This window comes from Priestia sp. ST2 (assembly GCF_055810735.1).
In genome coordinates, this window is record NZ_JBVVNT010000001.1 from 837,962 (window position 1) to 861,115 (window position 23,154).

General features: G+C 38.2%; 24 protein-coding genes and 1 riboswitch. Of the genes, 21 read left to right on the top strand and 3 right to left on the bottom strand.

Annotated features, from left to right (window positions below):
• The first annotated feature begins 9 nt into the window (after positions 1-9).
• The 6 genes from AC0KUU_RS04230 (at position 10) to AC0KUU_RS04255 (ending at position 5,350) form a co-directional block, all read left to right on the top strand.
• Positions 10-261 (top strand): YpmP family protein, encoded by a 252-nt coding sequence (locus AC0KUU_RS04230; protein WP_013058743.1) that lies wholly within the window; start codon positions 10-12, stop codon positions 259-261.
• Positions 262-431: 170 nt separating this feature from the next.
• A complete protein-coding gene (locus AC0KUU_RS04235) occupies positions 432-1,274 on the top strand; it encodes a DegV family protein (protein ID WP_013058742.1) in 843 nt (280 codons plus the stop codon).
• 150 nt (positions 1,275-1,424) lie between these two features.
• Positions 1,425-3,041 carry an ATP-binding protein gene (locus tag AC0KUU_RS04240; protein ID WP_097824467.1) on the top strand — a complete coding sequence of 539 codons (1,617 nt, stop codon included), beginning with the start codon at positions 1,425-1,427 and terminating at the stop codon, positions 3,039-3,041.
• Positions 3,042-3,065: 24 nt separating this feature from the next.
• Positions 3,066-3,644 carry an SCO family protein gene (locus tag AC0KUU_RS04245; RefSeq protein ID WP_043976610.1) on the top strand — a complete coding sequence of 193 codons (579 nt, stop codon included), beginning with the start codon at positions 3,066-3,068 and terminating at the stop codon, positions 3,642-3,644.
• A 233-nt stretch (positions 3,645-3,877) separates the two neighbouring features.
• Positions 3,878-4,765 (top strand): SGNH/GDSL hydrolase family protein, encoded by an 888-nt coding sequence (locus AC0KUU_RS04250; protein ID WP_241771332.1) that lies wholly within the window; start codon positions 3,878-3,880, stop codon positions 4,763-4,765.
• Positions 4,766-4,777: 12 nt separating this feature from the next.
• Positions 4,778-5,350, top strand: a complete 573-nt coding sequence (locus AC0KUU_RS04255; RefSeq protein WP_013058738.1) for a YpmS family protein — start codon at positions 4,778-4,780, stop codon at positions 5,348-5,350.
• Positions 5,351-5,379: 29 nt separating this feature from the next.
• Here the strand turns inward: AC0KUU_RS04255 and AC0KUU_RS04260 are convergent, their stop codons facing one another.
• The gene (locus tag AC0KUU_RS04260; RefSeq protein ID WP_322552380.1) at positions 5,380-6,135 is read right to left on the bottom strand and encodes a DUF4397 domain-containing protein; all 756 of its coding nucleotides are present in this window, start codon (positions 6,133-6,135) and stop codon (positions 5,380-5,382) included.
• A 214-nt stretch (positions 6,136-6,349) separates the two neighbouring features.
• Between AC0KUU_RS04260 and AC0KUU_RS04265 the strand changes: the two genes are divergently transcribed.
• The 13 genes from AC0KUU_RS04265 to AC0KUU_RS04325 all read left to right on the top strand — a co-directional run bounded on the left by AC0KUU_RS04265 (position 6,350) and on the right by AC0KUU_RS04325 (position 19,350).
• On the top strand, positions 6,350-6,511 hold the full coding sequence (locus AC0KUU_RS04265) for a hypothetical protein (protein WP_164796341.1): 162 nt from the start codon (positions 6,350-6,352) through the stop codon (positions 6,509-6,511).
• Positions 6,501-6,926 carry a hypothetical protein gene (locus tag AC0KUU_RS04270; RefSeq protein ID WP_230183214.1) on the top strand — a complete coding sequence of 142 codons (426 nt, stop codon included), beginning with the start codon at positions 6,501-6,503 and terminating at the stop codon, positions 6,924-6,926. Before AC0KUU_RS04265 ends, AC0KUU_RS04270 begins: the two co-directional genes overlap by 11 nt.
• Positions 6,927-7,017: 91 nt before the next feature.
• Positions 7,018-7,203: a YjcZ family sporulation protein gene (locus AC0KUU_RS04275; protein ID WP_075419415.1), complete on the top strand. Its 186-nt coding sequence runs from the start codon at positions 7,018-7,020 to the stop codon at positions 7,201-7,203.
• A 153-nt stretch (positions 7,204-7,356) separates the two neighbouring features.
• Positions 7,357-8,757 carry an ATP-binding protein gene (locus AC0KUU_RS04280; RefSeq protein ID WP_013058734.1) on the top strand — a complete coding sequence of 467 codons (1,401 nt, stop codon included), beginning with the start codon at positions 7,357-7,359 and terminating at the stop codon, positions 8,755-8,757.
• A 217-nt stretch (positions 8,758-8,974) separates the two neighbouring features.
• On the top strand, positions 8,975-10,444 hold the full coding sequence (locus AC0KUU_RS04285) for an NAD(P)/FAD-dependent oxidoreductase (protein WP_013084690.1): 1,470 nt from the start codon (positions 8,975-8,977) through the stop codon (positions 10,442-10,444).
• A 601-nt stretch (positions 10,445-11,045) separates the two neighbouring features.
• A riboswitch (cyclic di-AMP (ydaO/yuaA leader) is annotated at positions 11,046-11,200 on the top strand.
• A gap of 180 nt (positions 11,201-11,380) precedes the next feature.
• Complete coding sequence (locus AC0KUU_RS04290) at positions 11,381-12,616, top strand: dicarboxylate/amino acid:cation symporter (RefSeq protein ID WP_043976612.1); 1,236 nt, start codon at positions 11,381-11,383, stop codon at positions 12,614-12,616.
• A gap of 108 nt (positions 12,617-12,724) precedes the next feature.
• Positions 12,725-14,074 carry an aspartate aminotransferase family protein gene (locus tag AC0KUU_RS04295; protein ID WP_162214881.1) on the top strand — a complete coding sequence of 450 codons (1,350 nt, stop codon included), beginning with the start codon at positions 12,725-12,727 and terminating at the stop codon, positions 14,072-14,074.
• Positions 14,075-14,776, top strand: a complete 702-nt coding sequence (locus AC0KUU_RS04300) for a CoA transferase subunit A (protein WP_322552379.1) — start codon at positions 14,075-14,077, stop codon at positions 14,774-14,776. It begins immediately after the preceding gene.
• Positions 14,761-15,423 (top strand): 3-oxoacid CoA-transferase subunit B, encoded by a 663-nt coding sequence (locus AC0KUU_RS04305; RefSeq protein WP_043976615.1) that lies wholly within the window; start codon positions 14,761-14,763, stop codon positions 15,421-15,423. The genes AC0KUU_RS04300 and AC0KUU_RS04305 overlap by 16 nt, the downstream gene beginning before the upstream one ends.
• A 13-nt stretch (positions 15,424-15,436) precedes the next feature.
• Entirely contained in the window at positions 15,437-16,702 is a 1,266-nt protein-coding gene (locus AC0KUU_RS04310) for a peptidase (RefSeq protein WP_097824463.1), read from the top strand.
• A 26-nt stretch (positions 16,703-16,728) separates the two neighbouring features.
• The gene (gene ablB, locus AC0KUU_RS04315; RefSeq protein WP_162214880.1) at positions 16,729-17,577 is read left to right on the top strand and encodes a putative beta-lysine N-acetyltransferase; all 849 of its coding nucleotides are present in this window, start codon (positions 16,729-16,731) and stop codon (positions 17,575-17,577) included.
• 67 nt (positions 17,578-17,644) lie between these two features.
• Positions 17,645-19,057 carry a lysine 2,3-aminomutase gene (kamA, locus tag AC0KUU_RS04320; protein WP_028410902.1) on the top strand — a complete coding sequence of 471 codons (1,413 nt, stop codon included), beginning with the start codon at positions 17,645-17,647 and terminating at the stop codon, positions 19,055-19,057.
• A gap of 14 nt (positions 19,058-19,071) precedes the next feature.
• Entirely contained in the window at positions 19,072-19,350 is a 279-nt protein-coding gene (locus AC0KUU_RS04325; protein WP_013058725.1) for a YokU family protein, read from the top strand.
• A gap of 35 nt (positions 19,351-19,385) precedes the next feature.
• Here the strand turns inward: AC0KUU_RS04325 and dat are convergent, their stop codons facing one another.
• Positions 19,386-20,231, bottom strand: a complete 846-nt coding sequence (gene dat, locus AC0KUU_RS04330; protein ID WP_165575861.1) for a D-amino-acid transaminase — start codon at positions 20,229-20,231, stop codon at positions 19,386-19,388.
• 121 nt (positions 20,232-20,352) lie between these two features.
• Complete coding sequence (locus AC0KUU_RS04335) at positions 20,353-21,390, bottom strand: acyltransferase family protein (RefSeq protein ID WP_013058723.1); 1,038 nt, start codon at positions 21,388-21,390, stop codon at positions 20,353-20,355.
• 408 nt (positions 21,391-21,798) lie between these two features.
• Here AC0KUU_RS04335 and AC0KUU_RS04340 point away from each other — a divergent pair, with 408 nt between their 5' ends.
• Positions 21,799-22,014, top strand: a complete 216-nt coding sequence (locus AC0KUU_RS04340) for a YozE family protein (RefSeq protein ID WP_013058722.1) — start codon at positions 21,799-21,801, stop codon at positions 22,012-22,014.
• A 202-nt stretch (positions 22,015-22,216) separates the two neighbouring features.
• Positions 22,217-22,903, top strand: coding sequence for a hypothetical protein (locus AC0KUU_RS04345; protein WP_013058721.1), 687 nt, complete (start codon positions 22,217-22,219; stop codon positions 22,901-22,903).
• Positions 22,904-23,154: the final 251 nt, after the last annotated feature.

Genomic DNA, 23,154 nt, shown 5'->3' on the forward strand with positions numbered 1-23,154 from the left:
TTGATCGCCTTGCTATTAAAAAGCCTTGAATTTAAACATGTCAGTGGTCAAAAAGTAAAAATTACTGAAATTCCAGTTTTAGAGGAAAATAGCACGTTTCGGTTCATGTTATCTGCAAAACTTGATTTATTTATTAGACAAATCACGAACGAATCAGTTCCGAAGCAAACCTACTCGTTTCAAGAATATTTAAAACGCGTGTTGAAATGGAAAGATTACGAACAGCTCTTTAAGTCTCATGTATTAAAACATAATGCATAAACGTAAAAGTTGACTTTTCTGAATATTTCAGCAGAGTCAACTTTTTTTTGTTGATATAAAAGGTTGAACATGCGTTTTACGAATTAGCAAAACTTGCATTCTATTATAACTATATTGTTGTAAGTGTTCATGTTATACTAGTCTGCAATGCATCTTATAGGGGTGAACACATGGCGAAAATTAAAGTGGTAACGGATTCAACAATTGATTTAACGTTGGAAGAAGCTGAAAAATACGGTATTGAGATGATACCTTTATGTATTAACATTGATAATGAAACGTATTTAGATCGCGTGGAATTAACGCCGACAGATTTTATTGAAAAAATGAAAAATTCAAAAGAATTACCAAAAAGCTCTCAGCCAGCTATTGGTTCTTTTGTTGAAGTATATGAACGATTAGTTAGTGAAGGGTATGACGTCATTTCGATTCATATGACTGGGGGAATGAGCGGAACTGTTCGAGCAGCTGAAAGCGCGGCTCAAATGGTAGAAGGAAACATCACCGTTGTTGATTCTATGTACATTACAAAAGCTCTTTCGTTTCAAGTCTTTGAAGCGGTGAAAATGATTGAAGATGGGCACACAGTAGAAGAAATTATCACGCGCTTGGAAGAGGTGCGTCAAAATACGAATCTTTTTGTCGTAGTTGATACGCTTGAAAATTTGGTTAAAGGTGGACGTATTGGACGAGGAAAAGGATTGATCGGTTCTCTTTTAAATATTAAGCCAATTGCTTCTCTAGCTGACGGAGTATATACTCCTGTTGCTAAAGTGCGCAGCCATTCTCAAATTGTTAAGTTTTTAACGAAACAGTTCGAAGAGCATACAGAAGGAAAAAGTATTAAAGGAGTAGGGCTTGTACATGCAGATGGATTTGGACTCGCCTCTAAGTTAAAAGAATCAATTGTGAAGGCAAGGGGCTATACGCAATTTTCGATTGAAGATACGACGCCTATTATTTCAACGCATACAGGTATTGGTGCAATTGGTTTTATGTATTTTGCTGAATAAAGTGGGTTGCTTTTTGCAAGTCACTTTTTTGGCTTTCTCTTTTTTGGAAAAAGAGGAAAGAGAAGTGGACAAACGTGTGATATAATAGAATCAACTTTCTACCAGCGAATGCTGTGCTGGTTACTATTCTTTTGAATCCGGAGTATACCGATGAAAAAATATATTCGAAATTTGAGTGTGTTTAACAAAACGGTTTTATTTTCTACTTTAATTATAGTTGCCCTTGGAGTCATTTCTTTAGCCATTAGCTATCAAGTTCAAAAAAAGATGGCAAAAGAGACACTAACGCAGCACGCGTTAATTATGGCCGATTTATGGAGGGAGTCTTTATCTAAACAAGACGTAATAGCAGCAGTGGATTCAAGGAATGGGACGATTCCTGAAAAAGACGAGCTAGAAAAGCAGTTCAGAAAGATTTACCAATTGCATCCGTCGTACTTGCAGGGATATATTATGACGACCGAAAAATTCAAGTCGCATGGAAATAAGATTATCGTAACAGCGAATAAGAAAATTAAGCAATCACTAGAGCCATCCATGATTTATTATGGAGGAGAAGAATTTTACAAATCATTTAAGCAAGCAGAACAAGAAAAGAAGAATATCGTAACATCTACATACAAAGACGAATTCGGGACGTGGATAACCGTTTTATCGCCTATTACAAACAGCTCCGGAAAAGTCGTGGCTATTCTTGGTGTAGATATAGATGCAAGCGCTATCTATATCTATCAAAAACGTTTAATTGTGGCTTTGATCGTTGCATTTACGATTTTGTTTACCTTCATTATTGTTATTCAAGACTGGGGACTAAGGCGATTAATGTCGCCCCTAGGAGAATTAGTAGAAGGAATTCAAGCAGTAAGTCAAGGGAAGTTTGATGTGAAACTGACACATGAAAATGATTCTGAGTTAGGGAATGTACACACAAGATTTAATGAAATGGCAGAGCGGCTTCAGCAGCTTTTTCAACAAGTGTCAGCAACAAAAGAACAGCTGAACGTAGAAACGAATTTCAGTCATTCAAAAGATGGAATTGCTAAAGCGATTGATGAATTAGAAGTTATTATGGAAAAAACGAGGATGCAAAAGGAATTGCAGCGAGCAGAGAAAATGAATGCAATTGGTCAATTAGCTGCTTCTGTAGCCCATGAAATTCGAAATCCTATGACGGTGGTAAAAGGGTTTTTACAGCTTTTTCAAGATAACACAAAGCTTTCAAACACTGAATTAAGTTACATTCATCTTATGATTAACGAAATGGACAGAGCGGAAGCGATTATTCATGACTATTTATCTTTAGCCAAGCCGGATGTTCATCAGCATCGTTTTATTAACTGCTTGGAGTGTATTACAAGCTTAGTAGACTTATTATCTTCTTATGCTTTGTTAACAAATAATATACTCATAGAATTAGACGCAAAAGAAGAGATGTATGTTCGCGGCAGCCGAAACGAATTGAATCAAGTTCTGCTTAATATTATGAAAAATGGAATTGAAGCCATGAGAGCTGGAGGAACGCTTCGAGTAGGGCTTTACAAGCGAGAAGGGCAAGTACATATTCAAATTGAAGATACTGGTATAGGCATGACCAGTGAACAAGTGAACCGGCTGGGAACAGCATTTTATTCTTTAAAAGAAAAAGGAACAGGGATTGGTCTGATGGTGTCTTATCAACTGGTCGAACAAATGAATGGAAGAATTGAAGTGGAAAGCATACCAGGAAAAGGTTCAACGTTTACCTTGATTTTCCCTAGCTATGACTAAACTTTAACCGTGCAGGAGGAACATATGAAAAGCTGGTCTTATAAATTGTCTTTTTTACTGCTCATTAGTTGTATGATGTTAACAGCCTGTGGTTCCAAAATAGAAAATCCTCTCAATTGGAAGATGGACTCTTTTTCTTATGTTAACCAAGATCAAAAGAAAGTAGGGCTAAGTCAGCTGAAAGGGAACGTTTGGGTAGCTAACTTTATCTTCACAAGCTGCGAAACCGTATGTCCCCCAATGACGGCTCATATGGCTAAATTACAAAAAATGGCCAAGGATGAAGGGCTGGACGTTCGCTTTGTTTCATTTAGCGTAGACCCTGAAGTGGACACTCCACCGAAAATGAAGGACTATGCGACTAAATTTGGCGCTGATTTTTCGAATTGGGATTTCTTAACGGGTTATAAACAAGCGGAAATTGAAAAGTTTGCGCTGGACCAATTTAAAACGATTGTGAAAAAGCCGCAAGAAAATCCGCAGGTTATTCACGGTACGGATTTTTTTCTAATTGACAAAGATGGAGTCGTTCAAAAATCTTATCAGGGAGTGACTGATCCTCCTTATGAAGATATGATAAAAGATATCAAAACCCTTCAGTAAGAGCTATAAATCCGTCAAATCTATCCGCCAAACACAGCTATCTTTATAGTGATGTGTTAGCGGATATTTTTATGAAAGAAACATGCTTATCCTTTTTTTTACATATACTATATATAAGAAACGTAGTAAAATATCAACTTGACATAGTATGATAAGATATAAAGATATAGTTATTCAGAGCGGTAAGCAGTATTGCTTGTGACAGCGAGAATACAGCATAGTTAGTAGGTGTTATGATGAGAAAATGGAAAAGTATAGTGATAAGCAGTATGAGTGCGGTGGTGTTAGCGAGCTGTTCGACGACGACTTTTTTGCCAACGGACAATAAAGAAGAAGCCGTTCAGAAAGAAGTGGATTTAACACCTAAAAAGCATATTCCGAAAGGCTTTTTTCCTGTAGATTTAGATATTGTAGCCATTGGTGACTCATTAACAGAAGGAGTAGGAGATGAGTCTAAAAAAGGCGGTTATGTACCATACTTAACTAAATACCTTTCTAAACAAAATGAAGTGCAAAATGTACGAACAGAGAATCTAGGCAAAAGAGGAAACCGGACGGATCAGCTATTAGCGAGGTTAAATCAGCCGGGAGTAGCAGCTGAAGTATCAAGAGCAGACATCGTTTTCTTGACGATTGGCGGCAATGACGTGATGAAAGTGGTAAGAGATTACTTTTACAATATCTCAATTAAGACGTTTGAATCACAGCAGTCAAAATATGAAAAACGTCTAAATGACGTGTTTTCACGTATACGTAAGCTTAATCCTAATGCTCATATTTATTTAATTGGTTTTTATAATCCATTCTTTAAATCGTTAAGTGATGTGAAAGAAATTAATGTCGTTATTAATGAATGGAATGCGGCAAGCGAGAAAATTGCTTCTCAATATGATAATGTAAGTTATGTAAAAATTGATGATATTTTTTATGATTCTGACGTAAATTTATTAGGGAAAGACGAGTTTCACCCTAATAAAAAAGGGTACAAACTAATGGCTGAACGCATTAGTAAATCAATGGAGGAAGAAGATCCTCTCGTTGGAGACCAGAAAAAGGAAACAGCAAAAGAAGTTACATCTGATGAAAAAGAGAAAAACACGAAAGAGAGTGGGAACGAGTAAGGAGATTGTTATATGAAGAAGTGGAAAACCCTATTTATCGCGTTATTAGGGATTAATGTTCTAGGGGCTATCCTTATTATTGCGTTTATTTTTCAACCGGTTGACAAGGCCAATCCAACTCCCTCTGAAAAAGTAGAAGGAGACGCAGAACTAACTATTTTGGCTAAAAAAGCGGACTTAAATGTACTGATTGATAAATATTTAAAGAAAGAATTTAAGAATCAGCCGCTTAACTACAAAATTACTCTCACCGATGTAGTAAGAGTAGACGGTACGATTCAAGTATTCGGCGATGACATTAATATTCGAATGACATTTGATCCAATCGTACAAAAAAATGGAGATATTGTGCTTGAACAGCAGTCACTTTCTGTTGGAAAGCTGCAGCTTCCTGTCCGCACAGTGCTTCGATACGTAAATAATAACTTTGCGCTACCAGAATGGGTAACGATTGATCCAAAGAATGAATCAGTATACGTAGCGTTACAGCAGATGAAGTTAGAGAGTGATTTTGCTGTAAAAGTACAAAAGTTTGATTTGAAAAATGATGATATTCGCGTACGTTTAATTTCGCGCAGTGAATAAAAAACCTTCCAATTTGGAAGGTTTTTTTGTTAACGATCTTGGGAAATCAGCGCTTCTAATACAGGACGGTTCTTAGCAAATCCGACGGCATATACTGTATATGTTCGATTCGGGCGAAGGTTCAGTGCCGGGATTTCGAGTACTACATTTTTGGTTCCTGCTATGCGCACACTAAGTTGAACATGCATGGGGGATAAAGGCAAATATTTTGTGACTTCTTTAAACTGCACTCCAGAAAAAATGACGTCTCCGCCTCTAGCCGCAATATCCACAACAGGAGCATCCGGAGAAAGGTGCACAAACCGAAGCTTTGTTTCTCCACTTGGTACATCCGTATTGTCATAGATAAACAATAAATCAAGCTTGTTTAGCTCATCTACCGCCGCTACCGTGTAATTTTGGTTTCCTTCAAATGTAAATGATTCCGTTAAAACAGGTCTTCCCGTTTCTCCAGCGGGATAAATAGAAATTGTATATCTTCCAGGTTCTTGTAATTCAATATAATCTGTTTCTTGTTTATAAGTTAAGTTGCGAATCACTCGTTTGTTGTTAATATAAATATCTACAGATGGAGAATCTGGAGAAGCGTGAAGTATACGAATTTGCGGCGGATTTACGCGCAGATTCGTATTTTCAGAAGAAGTTAAGATGGCCTGCTGGATATAGTACAAATGCTTTTGATAATAATGAATATGCTTAGATGGATCACTATACTTATAGTAGTTAGCTAGAAAATCGTATTTCATTGCTTTTTTAATATATTGATCAAAGGAATAATTAGCCATATGTTCAGCTCCCTTATTGTCGGAGTATAAAAACATTTCCATACGTAACCAAACATATGCTAAAACTCATAATTTATGCCGATCACTGATCACTCCCGAGACCTCCAAGAAGAAACAATGAGCCAAATGCCCTCTATGTGCATATACTGAATCAAATTATTGACTGAAGGCTTATTGTACGACCGAAATTAGTATAGAAAAAAGGAGTGAGAGCATGCGCGATTTTTATGCTCGGATGCTACGGTTAATTATGTTAAGTTTTTTACTGCTGCTACTTTTAATTCAATTTACAGAGCGCTCTACTTCATTTATTCACATTACCCCCGCGCTAAATAAAGTAACCGAGCGAATTGAGCTGATTACCTATGATCAATAAATGTATGTTTTCTGCGTTTCGATATGTACTTGTTCTTTATGCTATCTGCTTTACATTTTTATTTGTTAGTACATTTCCAAGTCTATTTGGTTTCACCGTGACCGTTCAAGAAACGGATTATCACCATCTGCATCGCGGAGATATAGTTGTCTTTAGAGACGAATCATCTTCTTCAAAGAATGAACTTGTACTGGCCCATAATCAAGAGCTTGATGTACTGGTTACAGCTCAAAGAGATTCTTTGCCTGCTTCTTTTAAAGTGATTGGAAGCTACGCATACCATCTCCCGTATATAGGGGGCATTATTGGATTTATGAAAGAGTTTACTACGTTACTGGTAATGGGAAGTATTTTACTTTTGTTGTTTTCGTATACGCTGCAGCCCAAAAGGCGAATATGGCGTAAGAGAAAGTAAAAAATGGGCGAATGCACATACAGGACAATCAACTAATGCATATAAAGTACAGTGTACGAAATGAATAAAAAAAACAAGAGGAGAGATTGCTATGTATAACTACGATTGTTACGACCCATGCCATCACGGAGGCTATCACCACCTATATGATACTTGCCACTATCCAATTAGCTATCCAATTGGCGGTTATCATCATTGCGGAACGGGTCAGTCATTTGCATTAATTGTTGTGCTATTTATTTTATTAATCATCATTGGCTGCACCTGTTTTTGCTGATTAGGCCTCATTTGCTCGCATGTGCGAGCTTTTTATAACAGATAGAAAAGGACAAACTTGCATATAAATTGTTTAAATAATAAAAAAATTTTGCCAAATCAACATTTACCATATTATACTATAGCTAGTAACTCAATAAGCGAAGGTGAATATATGGAAAAGGAAAAAGTATTTCAACAGCTATTTTCAATGTCATTTACACCAATGCTCGTAATGAATATGGATGGAGATATTCAAATTTTAAATGAAGCGTGCTGCCACCTTTTTAAAACGACGGAAGAACGACTTCTTTCCTGTAATGTATTTGAAGAGCCAAATCGCTTTTTTATTGAAAAGCATGAAGTGGAACCGTTAAGAAAGCAAGAGGAAGAAGTTGTTTTACTTAAGAAAAAAGTAGATCAGCAGTTTCCGATGCACATCCATATTCAGCGCACGGAAGGGGATATTCCGCTCTTAGTTGTTCAGTGGAAAGAGTTTTCCTCAAGTATTGAAAAACAAGAGGAAGTCATTCGAAAAATGAAGCAATATAAGCAGTTTGTCCAGCAAAGTCAAGATGCATTTATTGTAACAAGAGAAGGCAGAATTCAATATTTGAATCCTGCTGGTGTTAAACTTCTTGGCGGCGAGAAAAAAGAAGAGTATATCGGGCGTCCTTGGCTTCATTTTATTCACCCCGAACATTTAGAAATCGTAAAAGAACGAATGGTTCAGCTGATGAATGGAATGTCCGTGAGGCCGCGTGTTGATGTGAAACTATTGACTAAAAAAGGAGTTGTCATTATTGAATCTTCGGCAACCAAAATTAAGTTTGAAGGACAGGATGCCATTCAGTATATTATTCGCGACGTAACGGATCGAAAAAAATATGATGAAATGGCAAGCAAATCTGAAAAGCTTACAATGGTGAGCAAGTTAGCGGCAGGAGTAGCACATGAAATTCGTAATCCAATGACGGCGATTAAAGGGTTTATTCAGCTATTAAAAGCATCGAAACAGTACAACGAAGAATACAATGATATTATGCTTGAAGAATTGAATCGCGTCGAATCCATTATTCAAGAATTTTTAACGCTGGCCAAGCCTAAAATTGAAAATTCATACCACCCCAAAAGTCTCAATCAAATCATACGTCATGTGACATTACTATTAGATACACACGCCAATTATAAAAACTGTCGTATTATTAATGAGATTAGTGATGAGATTACAATCTTTTGTGAAGAAAATGCGCTTAAACAAGTTTTTATTAATTTAATTCAAAATGCGCTTGAGTCAATGAGCAAAGGTACAGTTAAAGTCACCGTTGAGAAAAGAAATGAATACGGCATGGTCATTATCGAGGATGAAGGCTGTGGAATTGATGAGCAATCTTTAGCTCGGCTAGGTGAACCATTTTATTCCACTAAACAAACAGGAACGGGGCTAGGGTTAATGATTAGCTACCGAATAATCGAACAGCATCAAGGGCATATTTCATTTGCGAGTAAAGTAGGAGTAGGAACAAAAGTAGAAATTGCTCTTCCGTACATTAAAGAACCAGTGAACATTTCATAGCGCTTGCTATTCGTTCACTGGTTTTTATTTGTTCGGAATAAAAGCGAATGTTTTTTAAATATTTTATTTTAATGTTCGTGTATATTGTTGACTAAAGGATTTTTTTTTGATATATTATCAAATGGCTAGAAAATAACCGAATGATAATAAAAAAAGAAAATTCGGTCAATAACTTTTATCTTTTACCCAAAGAAAAAAGATGATGGGAGAATGTACAATGAACTCAAATTATGATGTTATTGTGGTAGGGGCAGGACCCGCTGGGATTTTTACTTGCTATGAGTTAACGTTAAAATTACCGGAAGCAACTATTTTATTAATCGATAAAGGACACGATATCTATCGACGTAATTGTCCGATTCTTCAGAAAAAAATTGAAAAATGTCCGCCTGCGGTTGGCAAAAAAGAGTTTGCTGGCTGTTTGCCCGCTTGTTCTATTACAAATGGTTTTGGTGGAGCCGGCGCATATTCAGACGGGAAATTTAATATCACCAGTGAATTTGGAGGTTGGATGACGGATTATCTATCTGAATCACAGGTGGTAGATTTAATTAAATATGTGGATGAAATTAATTTAAAACACGGAGCAACCGATACGATTACGGATCCGTTAACTGATAAAGTTCGTGAAATTGAAAAACGCGGATACGCAGCAGGATTAAAGCTATTGCGTGCCCAGGTGCGTCATTTAGGAACAGAGCAAAATTTGGAAATTTTAAAAAGCATTTATGAATACTTAAAAGAAAAAATTGATATGCAGTATAAAACGGAAGTAGCCGATTTAATAACAGAAAAAGAAGACGGTCAGCATATCGTGCGCGGTATCGAATTGAAGAATGGTGAAAGAATTACGGCTGATAAAGTGGTTGTTTCACCAGGTCGAGACGGCTCGAAGTGGATGAGCGACTTACTAAAAAAACGTCGTTTGAAAATGATTAACAATCAAGTGGACATCGGCGTTCGAGTCGAAACATCCAACGTTGTTATGGAAGAAATCAACAAGCACTTGTACGAAGGGAAATTCATTTACAATACGTCTGTAGGTACAAGAGTCAGAACGTTCTGCAGCAATCCTTCAGGACATGTGGTAGTAGAGAATCATTCAGGTATTATGTTAGCAAATGGACACGCATACAAAGATCCGAAGCTTGGAAGTCAAAATACGAACTTTGCGCTGCTTGTTTCTCATAAATTTTCGGATCCATTTGATCAGCCGAACGAATATGCGCACGAAGTATCAAGATTAGCTAATATGCTGTCAAACGGGGGCTTAGTTGTTCAAAAGTATGGAGATATTTTAAAGGGCCGTCGTTCAACAGCGACTCGAATTAAAGAAGGCTTTTTAGAACCAACGTTAAAAGAAGCTGTACCTGGTGACTTGGGCTTAGTGCTTCCTTATAATACGATGAAAAGCTTAATTGAAATGACAGAGGCACTGGATCATGTAACGCCTGGGTTAGCATCTGAACATACGCTATTTTACGGTGTGGAAGCGAAATTTTACTCTGCCCGTCCGAAGTTAAACGATAAGTTTGAAACTGAAATTTCTGGTTTATACGTGGGAGGAGACGGAGCTGGTATTACGCGAGGGCTCGCGCAGGCAAGTGCGTGCGGTGTGTGGGTAGCGCGTGACATTGTTGAAAAATTAAAGAATCGCAAAGCAAGTTCTGAACCTGTTACTGTATAAAAAAAGAGGCCGTCACGGCCTCTTTTTTTTATGTGTTAAATAACGAGAGCGACTAAGTAAAAAGTAAAGAACTTGTACCGCTCCAACTCCGATAGTTTTATATGATAATTACCCGCTCTTTTTTAAAAAGTATGACGGAATCCATCCTTCTATCGTGAACAGAATTAAATACAATAAGGCGAATTGATAATGTCCATTTCTTTGCATCAATAAATTCAGTGGAATTTTAGGGAGGGTATATCAAGCAATACAAGGATAAAATCAACAGTTGAAAAGAGTTATTTTTTGATGAGTAAAATATTTATGAAAGCAATAAAGTACACGGATATTAGAATAATTATGCAAATTTATGAATGGGAGTTAATGAGAATAAAGTTCACTTTACAAACTATTTTTTGAATTAATTTTTTATCCATTAGATTGTAAGTCTTGTTAAATAAGTATTTGTGGTTTATTGAAATATGATGTAAAAATTTTAAAATATAACAATTATCAACTTTTTATGATAAAATCATGCATTATTTTTGAATAAAAACTTGACAGAAACATATAAAATGAATTTTAATTAAAGTAACAATTATTATCATGCAAAAATATTAAAGAAAATTATTTGCTTAATCTCTTTTGTTTTATAAGAGAACGGGGGGCCCATATTTGTGCGTAATGTACTTGGGGTGAATCTTGAATGAATCAAGTAGGGTAACTCACGTACCCGAATCCGACAGCTAACTCCGTAAGCATTCAGTGAGGGAATAACAGGTCTATGACACCATGATATTCTCATGGTTTTTTGTATAGCTAAAAATATTCCTAAACTATTAATCTGAAAATTTTTAATATATTGTATATTTTGAGTGTTATCGTTCTCAATGCATGGTAAAATAAGTATAGTAGTTAGAATCATTCTAATATAATTTATTTACGGGAGGTAAATCTATGAAGCTATCGACAAAGATCATTATCGCGCTAATTGCTGGTGCTGTTGTAGGAGTGTTAATTAACGCTTTTGCTCCAAGTGCTTTTGCTCCGCTGGACAAGTACTTGTTTACACCGCTTGGCCAAATTTTCTTAAGCTTAATTAAAATGCTTGTTGTACCAATTGTGTTTTTCTCTATCACGTTAGGTGTAGCAGGTTTAGGAGATCCTAAAAAACTAGGAAGAATCGGGGCTAAAACAGTTTCGTACTTCCTAGTGACAACAACCGTTGCTATTGTAATTGGTTTATTATTAGCATTTGTTATTAAACCAGGAACATTTGGATCTTTTGATACAAAAAACGCTTCTTTTGAAGCCGAAAAAGCACCGCCGGTTGGAGAAACATTCTTAAATATGATTCCAGTCAATCCAATTCAAGCGATGGCTGAAGGGAATATGCTTCAACTTATCGTTTTCTCTATCTTTATCGGTTTTGGTATAACGATGCTTGGAAGTAAAACAAAAGGGCTTTACAATTTACTTGAGCAAGGCAATGAATTGATGATGTACCTTGTGAATCTAGTGATGAAGTTTGCTCCTTACGGAACATTTGGGCTTCTTGCAACAGCGGTCGGAAGTCAAGGCTGGCAGGCAATTAAAGCGATGGGGCTGTACATGATTGTAGTCGTGCTCGCACTGTTTATCCATTCAATCGTAACATATGGGGGATCAGTCGCTCTTATGGCCAGACGTAACCCAATTGAATTCTTTAAAGGTTTTGCTCCTGCGATGACAGTTGGATTCAGTACATCAAGCAGTAATGCAACGCTTCCGATTTCAATGAATGTGGCTCAAAAAAATCTTCGTGTCCCGGAGTCCATCAGCAGTTTTGTTCAGCCGTTAGGTGCTACCATTAACATGGATGGAACGGCAATTATGCAAGGTGTAGCGACTATTTTTATTGCACAAGTATACGGCGTTGACCTGTCGCTGGGTGCTCTTGTGACGGTTGTATTGACAGCGGTGCTTGCTAGTATTGGTACAGCAGGTGTGCCTGGAGTTGGTCTCATTATGCTAGCAATGGTATTGAGTTCGGTTGGTCTGCCTGTAGCAGGTATCGGATTGATTATTGGAATTGATCGCTTGCTTGACATGCTTCGTACATCTGTAAATATTACGGGAGACGCTGCGTGTGCCGTTATTGTGGCTGAGTCAGAAGCAAAGCGTATCGATAAATCTGTAACGCAATCAGCTTAATAAGCGTAAAAGCTCTAGCTATATGCTAGGGCTTTTTTTATTGGCAAGAAACTCTTCGTTTCAGCATACAGTTTAATAAGAGTGTATGTTTGAAAGGAGAGTGCGGAAATGAATAAAACTCATGTAATAAAGCCGCTGCTCGACGACGACTACCCAGTTATTTCATATGGAAAAGGAATTTATTTGTACGACAAAGATGGAAAAAGGTACATAGATGCTTCGTCGGGGGCAGTTACAGCAAGTATTGGACACGGCGTAAAAGAAATTATTGATGCGATGACCGATCAGGCACAGAAAGTTGCGTTTGTATATCGGTCGCAGTTTACAAGTGATCCAACAGAAGCCTTAGCTAAGAAACTATGTGAATTAAGCAGCAATCATTTCCAGTGGAGCTTTTTTGTTAACAGCGGGACAGAAGCGACTGAAACGGCTATGAAAACGGCAATTCAGCATTTTCAAGAGCAAGGAAAGCCAACCAAAACAAAGGTTTTGTCACGCTGGATGAGCTATCACGGTATTACAATAGGAGCTCTGTCTATGTCAGGGCACGTTGGAAGACGAAAACGCTTCTCGTCTTTGCTTGAAGATTATCCTTCGGTTTCGCCTCCTTATTGCTATCGGTGTCCATTTCATCAAACCTATCCATCTTGTAATCTTGCTTGTGCACGCGAATTGGAAACAGTTATCAAACGAACCGGCCCTGAACATATTGCTGCTTTTATTACAGAGCCCATTGTAGGAGCAGCCGGAGCAGCGCTTACACCTCCTCCCGGTTATTATGAAGTGATAAGAGAAATTTGCGATAAATATGATGTGTTATGGATTGCGGATGAAGTCATGACTGGAGTTGGGCGTACAGGCGTGATGTTTGCGTATGAGCACTGGGGAGTTAAACCAGACATCATGACGCTTGGAAAAGGAGTGGGAGCAGGATATACACCAATAGCCGTTACGTTAGCTAGCAGCAAAACGATTGAACCTATCATGAACGGATCCAAATTAATTATGAGCGGACATACGCTAAGCGCTAATCCGCTGTCATCCGCTGTAGGGATAGCTGTTTTAACCTATATTGAAAAGCATGATCTTGTTCAAGAAGCAGCGCTGAAAGGAGACTATTTAGTAGGGGAATTGAAGAAGCTTCAACTTCTTTACCCTATCATTGGTGATATACGTGGCAAAGGCTTACTAGTTGGTCTTGAGCTTGTGCAAAATCCAAAGACGAAGGAGCCTTTTTCATCTTCGGAAAATATGACGGCACGCGTAATAAGTAAAGCCCAAAAAAATGGTCTTCTCCTTTATCCTTCACAAGCAGGAACAGACGGAGTAGAAGGAGACGGTATTATTATTGCGCCACCATTTACGATTACTCATCGTCAGCTTGATGAAGCGGTCGATCTGCTTTCGAAAACATTGCATGAAGTGCAAAATGAAAAACAGAGAAATGAGGTGAAATGAGTGACAAAGATCGAAAACTCATTTCAAAAGATCACAACTGTGGAACAAGCGATTGAATACGTGGATCATGCGGCTACGTTGATGATAGGAGGATTTGGAGGAGTAGGCAGCCCGCCTTCTCTCATTGATGGTCTGATTGAAAGCGGAAAATCAAATTTTACATTGATATGTAATGATTCAGGCTTTCCTCATATTGGTGCGGGAAAATTGGTAAGCCAAGGAAGAATTCAAAAGCTGATTGCTTCTCATATTGGGTCGAACCCAGTGGCTGGAACGCTGATGACAGAAGAAAAGCTGGAAGTTGAGTTTTCTCCTCAAGGAACGCTTGCTGAACGGATTCGAGCGGGAGGAGTTGGACTCGGAGGAGTACTGATTGATGTAGGAATAGAAAATGACATTATTCAATTTGGAAAAGAAAAAGTGGAAGTAGACGGCAAGACATTTTTAGTGGAAAAGCCGCTCACAGCCGACGTTGCTTTTGTGTATGCAAAAAAAGCAGATCCATTCGGCAACTTGCTTTATGATAAAAGCGCTCGAAACACTAATCCGTTAATGGCAATGGCAGGTCGTATAACTATCGCTGAAGTGGATGAAATTGTTCCTCTTGGGGACATTGACCCAGAGAACGTGATGACGTCAGGTGTATTTGTGGATTATATTGTCCCTTCGAAAGGAGTGAATTGGAAATGGGTTTGGGAATAGATATTCGTCATCGTATTGCAAAACGTGCTGCGGCTGAAATTCAAAACGGCATGATTGTTAATTTAGGGATTGGCATTCCTTCTCTTATTCCTAATTATGTGCCAAGCGCTGTTCATGTGATGTTTCATGCTGAAAATGGAATTTTAGGGTTAGGATCTTCCCCTCCTTTAGGTGAAGAAGATGAGAATGTTTGTAATGCAGCAGGCTATCCAACAACTACCGTTCAAGGGGCTTCATACTGTGACAGTGCTACAGCCTTCGCGATGATTCGAAAAGGATACGTCGATATGACCATTCTTGGTGCGTTGGAAGTGAGTGAAAAAGGGGATTTAGCTAATTGGATTGTGCCAGGTAAGCGAGTTCCTGGGATGGGAGGAGCGATGGAATTAGCTCAAAAAGCGAAAAAAGTCATTGTGCTAATGAATCATACGAGCAAGACAGGAGAACCGAAGCTGGTTAAGACGTGCTCTTTACCTCTGACTGCTTCGGGCTGCGTGGGATTAGTTATTACAGATCGGGCGGTTTTTAAAGTAGAAAAAGATGCGCTTCTTCTAACAGAGTTAATGTCTCCTTATACTGTAGAGGATATTTTGAGTTCAACAGAAGCGACAGTTCGCCTGAGTGATCAATTGATTACGATACCATAAGGAGGACCCTTACATGAACATACAGCAATCTATTCATAACTGGATGACAGAGCATCGTCAAAGTGCAGTGCGTTTACTCAAGCGTTTCGTAGAAGAAGCAAGCGTACAAGGTTCTGAAAAGCATGCGCAGGCAATTGTTATTGAACGCCTTCGACAGCTGCAGTTAGATATTGATATATGGGAACCGGACGAAAAAATACTTCGCAGCCATGAAGCTTTTGCCTCCAACCGTTCTACTTTTCGAGACAGTCCGAATGTGGTAGGCGTGTTAAAAGGGAAAGGCGGAGGGAAATCCATTATTTTGAATGGGCACATTGATGTAGTGCCACCCGGAGATCTTTCACAGTGGACGGAAGACCCTTATACGGCTGTTGTAAAAGATGGAAACTTATATGGACGCGGAGCAACGGATATGAAAGGAGGAAATGTGTCGTTACTCTTAGCTATTCAAGCGTTGAAAGAGCTAGATATTTCACTAAAAGGAGATGTTATTTTTCAAAGCGTAGTAGAAGAGGAAAGCGGAGGGGCAGGAACACTTTCCTGTGTACTTAGAGGGTATAAAGCAGATGGTGCCATCATTCCAGAACCAACCAACATGAAGATCTTCCCTAAACAGCAAGGCTCCATGTGGTTTCGAGTCACTGTGCATGGAGTAGCAGCACATGGAGGGACTCGGTATGAAGGCGTGAGTGCGATTGAAAAAGCAGCTGTGGTGCTTAAACATATTGAGGGTCTTGAAAAAGAGAGAAACAGCCGAATTACCGATCCGCTCTATAATAAAATTCCCATTCCCGTGCCGATTAATATCGGAAATATACAAGGCGGAACGTGGCCTTCTTCAGTCGCTGATCAAGTAATATTAGAAGGCAGGATAGGAGTTGCTCCGCATGAAAAAATGAAAAATGTCAGAGCAGAAATGAAATCCTGGCTTGAACTTTTGGCTCAGCGTGATGAGTGGTTTGCTGAGCACCCTGTCGACTTGGAATGGTTTGGGGCCCACTGGCTTCCCGGTGAAATTGAATTGGAGCATCCGCTTATGACTTCTCTTTCGTCCTCTTTTTATCAAGTGAAACAGAATCAGCCGATCATTGAAGCATCTCCTTGGGGAACGGACGGAGGGATACTGTCACAAGTAGGGGATATTCCAACAGTTGTTTTTGGACCGGGAGTAACAGAAGTGGCCCACTTTCCGAATGAGTATATTTGTATTCAAACGATGCTTGACGCAGCGGAAATTATTGCTCTCACTGTAGCAGACTGGTGCAGTATTGCAGACTAAGCTAAAAAGGGAGAGGATACAAACAAATGGGGAAACAAGAAAATATTTGTCAGCCAACCTTTGCTATGACTCTTTTTTTAGATGAATATAACAAGCGTCTGAGAATAGATGATTACCGGGGAAATGTGAACGATATTTACAGCTATATATATAAAGAAATTGATAAGAAAACGTACGAAAAGTGGATTATAAAAGCACGTGCTGAACATCTGTTGGACTGGATAAGCTTGGGATTTTCTTTAGAAGCAACTGTTCCCTACTATTTTAACGGAAGCGACGCGTATCTTTTATGCTACTATACGTCTCAATCCCGCCGAGACAGCGGGGAGACGTTAAAAGAAACAGAGCTGCTTCAAGATGTGTTGAATTTGCCGACATCTGATTATTCTTCTTTATCGAATCAACTGATCATGCGCCAAGCCATTTCATCTGACGCTAAACAACTTTCTCAGCTCTACCGTCAAATCTTCACAGTGTATCCTACTCCCCTCTACGAAGAAGAGTATCTCTCTAATTTGCTTCAAGAAGATAGCTTGTTTTATATCATAGTTGACAAGAACGATATTGTTAGCGCTGCTTCTGCTGAAATTGACTATGTCTATCACAATGCTGAACTAACGGATTGTGCGACTCTCCCTGCTTACCGAAAGTATGGATTCATGAAGCATTTATTAAACGCACTAGAGGCGGAGCTAAAACAGCGGCATATTTTTTGTGCATACACAATAGCGAGAGCGCTTTCATTCGGGATGAACGCCGCCTTTCAGCAGCTTGGCTATACCTATACGGGAAGGTTAACGAATAATTGTTACATTTATAAATCGTTAGAAGATATGAACGTATGGGTGAAGGATCTGTCAAAAAGTAAAGGGTGAGAAATAATTAACCAATTTATGGGCTGTAACATATAACAATAGTAAATCTTCATAAAGGAGCGATTGTATGTTATATGATTTATATAAGCCGTCCCGACACTGGAAAGATATTGAGTTATGGAAAGATGTTCCTGAAGAAAAATGGAATGACTGGATTTGGCAATTAACAAACACAATTCGAACGTTAGATGATTTAAAAAAGGTTATTAACTTAACTCCTGAAGAAGAAGAAGGAGTACGCATTTCAACCAAAACCATTCCGCTCAATATTACGCCTTACTATGCATCTTTAATGAATCCAGATGATCCTCGCTGCCCCGTCCGTATGCAGTCTGTTCCGGTTGGCAAAGAACTTCATAAAACAAAATATGATCTAGAAGATCCCCTAGATGAAGACGAAGATTCTCCAGTGCCAGGGTTGACTCATCGCTATCCTGATCGCGTTTTGTTCTTAGTCACCAATCAATGTTCCATGTACTGCAGGTACTGTACTCGAAGAAGGTTTTCAGGACAAATCGGAATGGGCGTTCCAAAAAAGCAGTTAGATGCTGCGATTGCTTATATCGCCAAAACACCTGAAGTACGAGATGTACTCATTTCAGGCGGTGATGGCTTGCTGATTAATGACAACATTTTAGAATATATTTTGAAGAATTTACGAGCTATTCCCCATGTGGAAATTATTCGGATTGGCACAAGAGCACCCGTTGTGTTTCCACAGCGAATAACAGAAAATTTATGTACCATTTTAAGGAAATATCATCCAGTATGGTTAAATACTCACTTTAATACATCCATTGAAATTACGGAAGAGACAAAAAAAGCATGTGAAATGCTTGTCGATGCAGGCGTTCCAGTTGGCAATCAAGCGGTTATTTTAGCTGGGATTAATGACAGCGTAGCTATCATGAAAAAGCTTATGCACGATTTAGTGAAAATACGCGTTCGTCCTTACTATATTTATCAATGTGATTTGTCAGAAGGAATTGGGCATTTCCGCGCACCTGTTTCCAAAGGGCTTGAAATTATGGAAGGGCTGCGAGGTCATACGTCTGGCTATGCTGTTCCAACGTTTGTTATTGATGCGCCAGGAGGAGGAGGAAAGATTGCAGTTCAGCCAAACTATATTATTAGTCAAAGCGCAAGTAAAGTTGTTCTGCGAAACTTTGAAGGAGTGATTACGACGTATCCGGAGCCAGAAAGCTATGTGCCTGGGCGTGCAGATGATTATTTTCGAGCTGTTTATCCAGCATCGGATGCTAAAGATTCTTCCATCGGCATCTCGGGTCTTATGAATGATGCTCAATTCAACCTTGTACCGGAAGGGTTAGGGAGAGTAAAAAGACGTAAAACATATGAAAGTGACAGTGCTCACGAAAGTCTAAAAGATAAACGTGAAAAAAGAGATGAATTAAAAGATAAAAAGTTTAAAGCTCAATTGAAAAAAGACGTTAAAAGCGACGATGCTCCATCATCTTAAGGAGGTCCTGTAATATGACTGTTCAATGCGCATGGTGCGAAGAAGAAAAAGCGGTAGAAACAACCAATACCGCATACTGGGAATTGCCAGATGGAACGAGAAGTATTGAAATTACTCATATGCCATGTATCAGCTGTTCAGGTTGCGGGATGTCATATCAAGAAGAAGAGATCATAGAAGAAGTGGAAACACAGCTGCTTCTTGTCGATACAAAAAAACTTGATGAATCCATTCGGTATGATGAGCTATTAAAAGTGCCAAGATTATTAAAGCGCAACTACTTTAAATTCTAAAAAGCCGCCCCTTATTTTGTAAGGGGCGGCTTTGCTTATTGATAAGCCTTTGTTCCAGCAGTGCGCAGGCTGTAGGCGTGTTTTAAAGCCACTGTAACAGGACGGAAAGTTGGAAGTTCGACTTCGTCTATTTTCGAAACGGGCAAGAGGCCAACAGACGTGCTCGTAATAAAAACTTCATCAGCGTCTTTTAAAAAGGAAGGAGTCATATTTTGTTCGCGGATTTGAATGGCTTGTTCCTGCGCACATTCCAGCACGTTAGCGCGCGTAATACCAGATAGAATTTTTCTTGTGGCAGGAGTCGTGAACAAGACGTTGTCTTTTATCGCAAATACATTGCTGCTCGACCCTTCGGTTATGTATCCGTCTTTTACTAAAATAGCTTCTTTACATCCTTTAGAAGCCGCAGCTTGTTTGGCCAGAAGGTTAGGAAGTAGGTTCAATGATTTGATATAGCAATTAGCCCATCGTTCGTCTTCCAAAAGAAGCGTGGAAATGCCTTTTTCATAGGCTTCTTCAGGTGTTTGGCGAGGGTGACGTATTGTGAGTGCTAATTGTGCAGCTACATCGGGGAATAAATGATTTCGAGGAGCAATCCCGCGCGTAACTTGAATATAAATATCAGCGTCTTTTAACGTTGATTTTTCCATTGCTTGATGAATGATGTCTTTTAGCTCTTGTCTTGAAACCGGCAGCTCGATAAAGATTGCCTTTGCACTTCTTTCTAAGCGGTCTAAGTGACGTTCAATTGAAAACGGAACTCCTTTGTATACGCGAATAAATTCATAAACACCGTCTCCAAATTGGTGACCGCGTTCATCAATTGGAATAACAGCCTCATTAATATCTCTAAACTCTCCAGCATAATATGCTAATTCCATCTTGAAAAACTCCCTTCCTTCAGATATTAAAACGTTAACATAAAATTCAGCAAAATGAAATTATTTACTTGGTTTCTTCGAAGAAAATGAAAAAAGTCATACTCCTTTAGGAGTATGACTTTTATGAAAACGTACGTTTGAATGCTAGTGAAAATTTCTGAATGGCTTTTTTAGGTGTAACAAACTGAACGATGAGCTTAGTACCTGTGATGAACCAATCGACAATACGGCTGCCGAGAAGCATCGTTACTAAAATGGACAGGGCAATTAAGACGATAATCCCCCATGACGTTGGCTCTAGACTTTTTGAGAAGTCAGTTGTAAAGAACCATTTTAAAATGAAGCCGTGCAATAAATACACGTATAGGGATCGCTGTCCAATGCTTGTTAAAGCAAAACCGCGCGTTGGAATTAAAGCCATAAAGGCAAAAGATACAAGAAAAGCAATTCCATAGTGAGAAACGCGCATTAAAAATTCGGCCACATTGTCGTACGTGTTCGTTCCATACAGCATATCTGTGTAAGCCGTGTCGTCTAAGAAAGAATAGCTTCCGATTAATGTCACTAGTAATACGATGGATGCAATGATTCGATTTCGCGCTGTCAAAAGATTTGTAAAAGGCTCTTGTCGCTGTGACAAATAGTAGCCTAAAAGGAAAAACGGGAAGAAGACAAACATTCGGCTAATGCTTAGAATTTTATCAAATCCGTCAATATCAATGAAGCCCATTGCAAGTCCAAGCGAAATAGAGACAGTTAAGCTAATCCACATCGGGAATTTCGCAAAGAAAGGAAGCATTAATTTCCAAAAAATTAAGCTCAGTAGAAACCACATTGCCCATCTAGGAACCAAATATTGAAGCGTGTACGTTTCATCTGTGTAAAGCACACTATAATATAGGGTATAGATAGTTTGGAAAGCTAAGTAAGGAAGAGCCACCTTTGTAAATATTTTTTTGTAATAGCCTTTTTTATGAAAATTTTTTGAGAAATAACCTGCTAGTAAAATAAAGACAGGCATATGGAAAATAAAGATAAAGTGATAAATGGACAGCATTCCGCTGCTATCTGTTCGGTACGGAGAAATCATGTGTCCAAATACAACCAAAAAAATTAATACAAATTTAGCATTATCAAAGTAAGCATTTCGAGTATTCATAGTATTATTTTTCCTCAACATATGCTGATGTAAACCTCCCACCAACAAGATTTATTTAAATGGCGATTATTGTTAGAATAACCTTTCACTACGGAATTAAAACATGAATTCTTCTTTTTTGCAATTACATAAAGGTTTGAGAAACCTGTCGAATCAATGCTTTTGTTATAAAAACGATGTGTTTTTGTTACAAATGTCTTTTTGAAAAAAGAAAAATATTGATATAACAATATTTATTCGTTACGCTAATAGTGAAATTTGTTTTGCAACTGTAACATGAATTTAATATTTTTTGTCCAGTAAACCACTTATATTGCAGTGTTCGACATCTACATATCACAGAAGAAAGTTGTAGATTTCTTGAAAAAATGATAGAAAAGATACACATACCGCTGGAGGGGGAGTACGATGAAATCCTTTTATCACTATATAATGAAATTCCGATCAAATAAAAAACATGATCGAATGGGAGAGTTTGCGCGAAGTGCTTATGATGATCACAGCTTCCCGAAATCTTCAACAGATTATGACGAACTGAGTTCTTATTTAGAGCTCAACGGACATTATTTATCAAGTATGACCGTATTTGATGAAGCATGGGAGCTTTATCAAAATAATGCGTGAGGAATAAAAAAGCAGGCTGATGGATATCCATCAGCCTGCTTTTTTATTTTCTTTAGTTCATGCAATAAGCAGGGGTAAAAATGATAGAGGGCAATAGATAATAAAGGCTTGGTTCTAAAGATGTTATACTTCCCCTTTTTTAGTTACTGCATATAATATTGTAACTTTTCAGTAGGTGTATGTTTACTAAGGAGGTGCGACGATGGCAGGGAAGAAAAAACCTAAATACGGAATTGGTGAAACAGTCGTTGTAACAATATACGGGACCGTTGGCACTATTACCGATATAAAAGTGATGGATGGGATTTTTGTATACGAAATCAACCATAGTGAAGGTCTTTTTTTAGAAGATACAATTGAGCTTCTAGAAGAATATGAAGGTCAAATATTAGTACAGGAAAGAGTAGAGCTTGAATATAAATTTTTCTTCGGCGATATCGTCCAGGTTTTTAATTATGGAAAAGAGTTATTTAAAATCATTGGTATTCGAACAGAAATATGGCGTTATAAAGAGGATTCATGGGAAGATATTGTCTATGAATTGTCACGTGTAACAGATGGAGAATGGCTTGAGGCTAGTGAAGAAGAACTCATTCTCGTAACTCCTCATGAGGAAACAGAAAATTACGCTCAAAGTGTTGATATGTTGTATTTAGGTAAAGAAATTAAAAAGACGGAGTTGCTACCAAAGATGAAAAAACAAAACGGTTCTGAAAAAGAAGAAGTGAGGTTAACTAAAGAAAAGCATGAGATTATAAACGGTCTTTTAGATGTGTACAATGATTATAAATTTTTGTATGAGCTTTTTGAAGATGAAGAATACGCTGAAGTCATGAACTTAGTGCTGAAACATTTAAAAAAGATAGCAAAATCCGAACAAGGAAAATAGCAGGTAGATGCCTAATAAATAAAAGATAGCCGAGATAGATCATTACATCTCTCTTAGCTATCTTTTATTGTGTATACGGCGATGGTAATGAAAAAAGAATGGGTATAATTACCTTTCTATTTAAACTGCTGAAATTTTAGACATACTATTGCCGAATTGTTCATAAATGTGTATAAGGTAAAACTTCAAGCAGAAGATGGAGTGAACCTATTTTTAAGAAAAATAAGGTACGCTAATCCGTTCAAACGGGA

Excerpts from the sequence above, each read along its gene's own strand:
- kamA (WP_028410902.1), top strand. The coding sequence starts at position 17,645 with ATGTTATATGATTTATATAAGCCGTCCCGACACTGGAAAGATATTGAG.
- dat (WP_165575861.1), bottom strand. The coding sequence starts at position 20,231 with ATGGAATTAGCATATTATGCTGGAGAGTTTAGAGATATTAATGAGGCT.
- AC0KUU_RS04260 (WP_322552380.1), bottom strand. The coding sequence starts at position 6,135 with ATGGCTAATTATTCCTTTGATCAATATATTAAAAAAGCAATGAAATAC.
- AC0KUU_RS04270 (WP_230183214.1), top strand. The coding sequence starts at position 6,501 with ATGATCAATAAATGTATGTTTTCTGCGTTTCGATATGTACTTGTTCTT.
- AC0KUU_RS04245 (WP_043976610.1), top strand. The coding sequence starts at position 3,066 with ATGAAAAGCTGGTCTTATAAATTGTCTTTTTTACTGCTCATTAGTTGT.
- AC0KUU_RS04335 (WP_013058723.1), bottom strand. The coding sequence starts at position 21,390 with ATGAATACTCGAAATGCTTACTTTGATAATGCTAAATTTGTATTAATT.
- AC0KUU_RS04235 (WP_013058742.1), top strand. The coding sequence starts at position 432 with ATGGCGAAAATTAAAGTGGTAACGGATTCAACAATTGATTTAACGTTG.
- AC0KUU_RS04250 (WP_241771332.1), top strand. The coding sequence starts at position 3,878 with ATGATGAGAAAATGGAAAAGTATAGTGATAAGCAGTATGAGTGCGGTG.
- AC0KUU_RS04345 (WP_013058721.1), top strand. The coding sequence starts at position 22,217 with ATGGCAGGGAAGAAAAAACCTAAATACGGAATTGGTGAAACAGTCGTT.
- AC0KUU_RS04340 (WP_013058722.1), top strand. The coding sequence starts at position 21,799 with ATGAAATCCTTTTATCACTATATAATGAAATTCCGATCAAATAAAAAA.
- AC0KUU_RS04305 (WP_043976615.1), top strand. The coding sequence starts at position 14,761 with ATGGGTTTGGGAATAGATATTCGTCATCGTATTGCAAAACGTGCTGCG.
- AC0KUU_RS04295 (WP_162214881.1), top strand. The coding sequence starts at position 12,725 with ATGAATAAAACTCATGTAATAAAGCCGCTGCTCGACGACGACTACCCA.
- AC0KUU_RS04285 (WP_013084690.1), top strand. The coding sequence starts at position 8,975 with ATGAACTCAAATTATGATGTTATTGTGGTAGGGGCAGGACCCGCTGGG.
- AC0KUU_RS04255 (WP_013058738.1), top strand. The coding sequence starts at position 4,778 with ATGAAGAAGTGGAAAACCCTATTTATCGCGTTATTAGGGATTAATGTT.
- AC0KUU_RS04280 (WP_013058734.1), top strand. The coding sequence starts at position 7,357 with ATGGAAAAGGAAAAAGTATTTCAACAGCTATTTTCAATGTCATTTACA.
- AC0KUU_RS04310 (WP_097824463.1), top strand. The coding sequence starts at position 15,437 with ATGAACATACAGCAATCTATTCATAACTGGATGACAGAGCATCGTCAA.
- AC0KUU_RS04275 (WP_075419415.1), top strand. The coding sequence starts at position 7,018 with ATGTATAACTACGATTGTTACGACCCATGCCATCACGGAGGCTATCAC.
- AC0KUU_RS04240 (WP_097824467.1), top strand. The coding sequence starts at position 1,425 with ATGAAAAAATATATTCGAAATTTGAGTGTGTTTAACAAAACGGTTTTA.
- AC0KUU_RS04265 (WP_164796341.1), top strand. The coding sequence starts at position 6,350 with ATGCGCGATTTTTATGCTCGGATGCTACGGTTAATTATGTTAAGTTTT.
- AC0KUU_RS04290 (WP_043976612.1), top strand. The coding sequence starts at position 11,381 with ATGAAGCTATCGACAAAGATCATTATCGCGCTAATTGCTGGTGCTGTT.
- AC0KUU_RS04325 (WP_013058725.1), top strand. The coding sequence starts at position 19,072 with ATGACTGTTCAATGCGCATGGTGCGAAGAAGAAAAAGCGGTAGAAACA.
- ablB (WP_162214880.1), top strand. The coding sequence starts at position 16,729 with ATGGGGAAACAAGAAAATATTTGTCAGCCAACCTTTGCTATGACTCTT.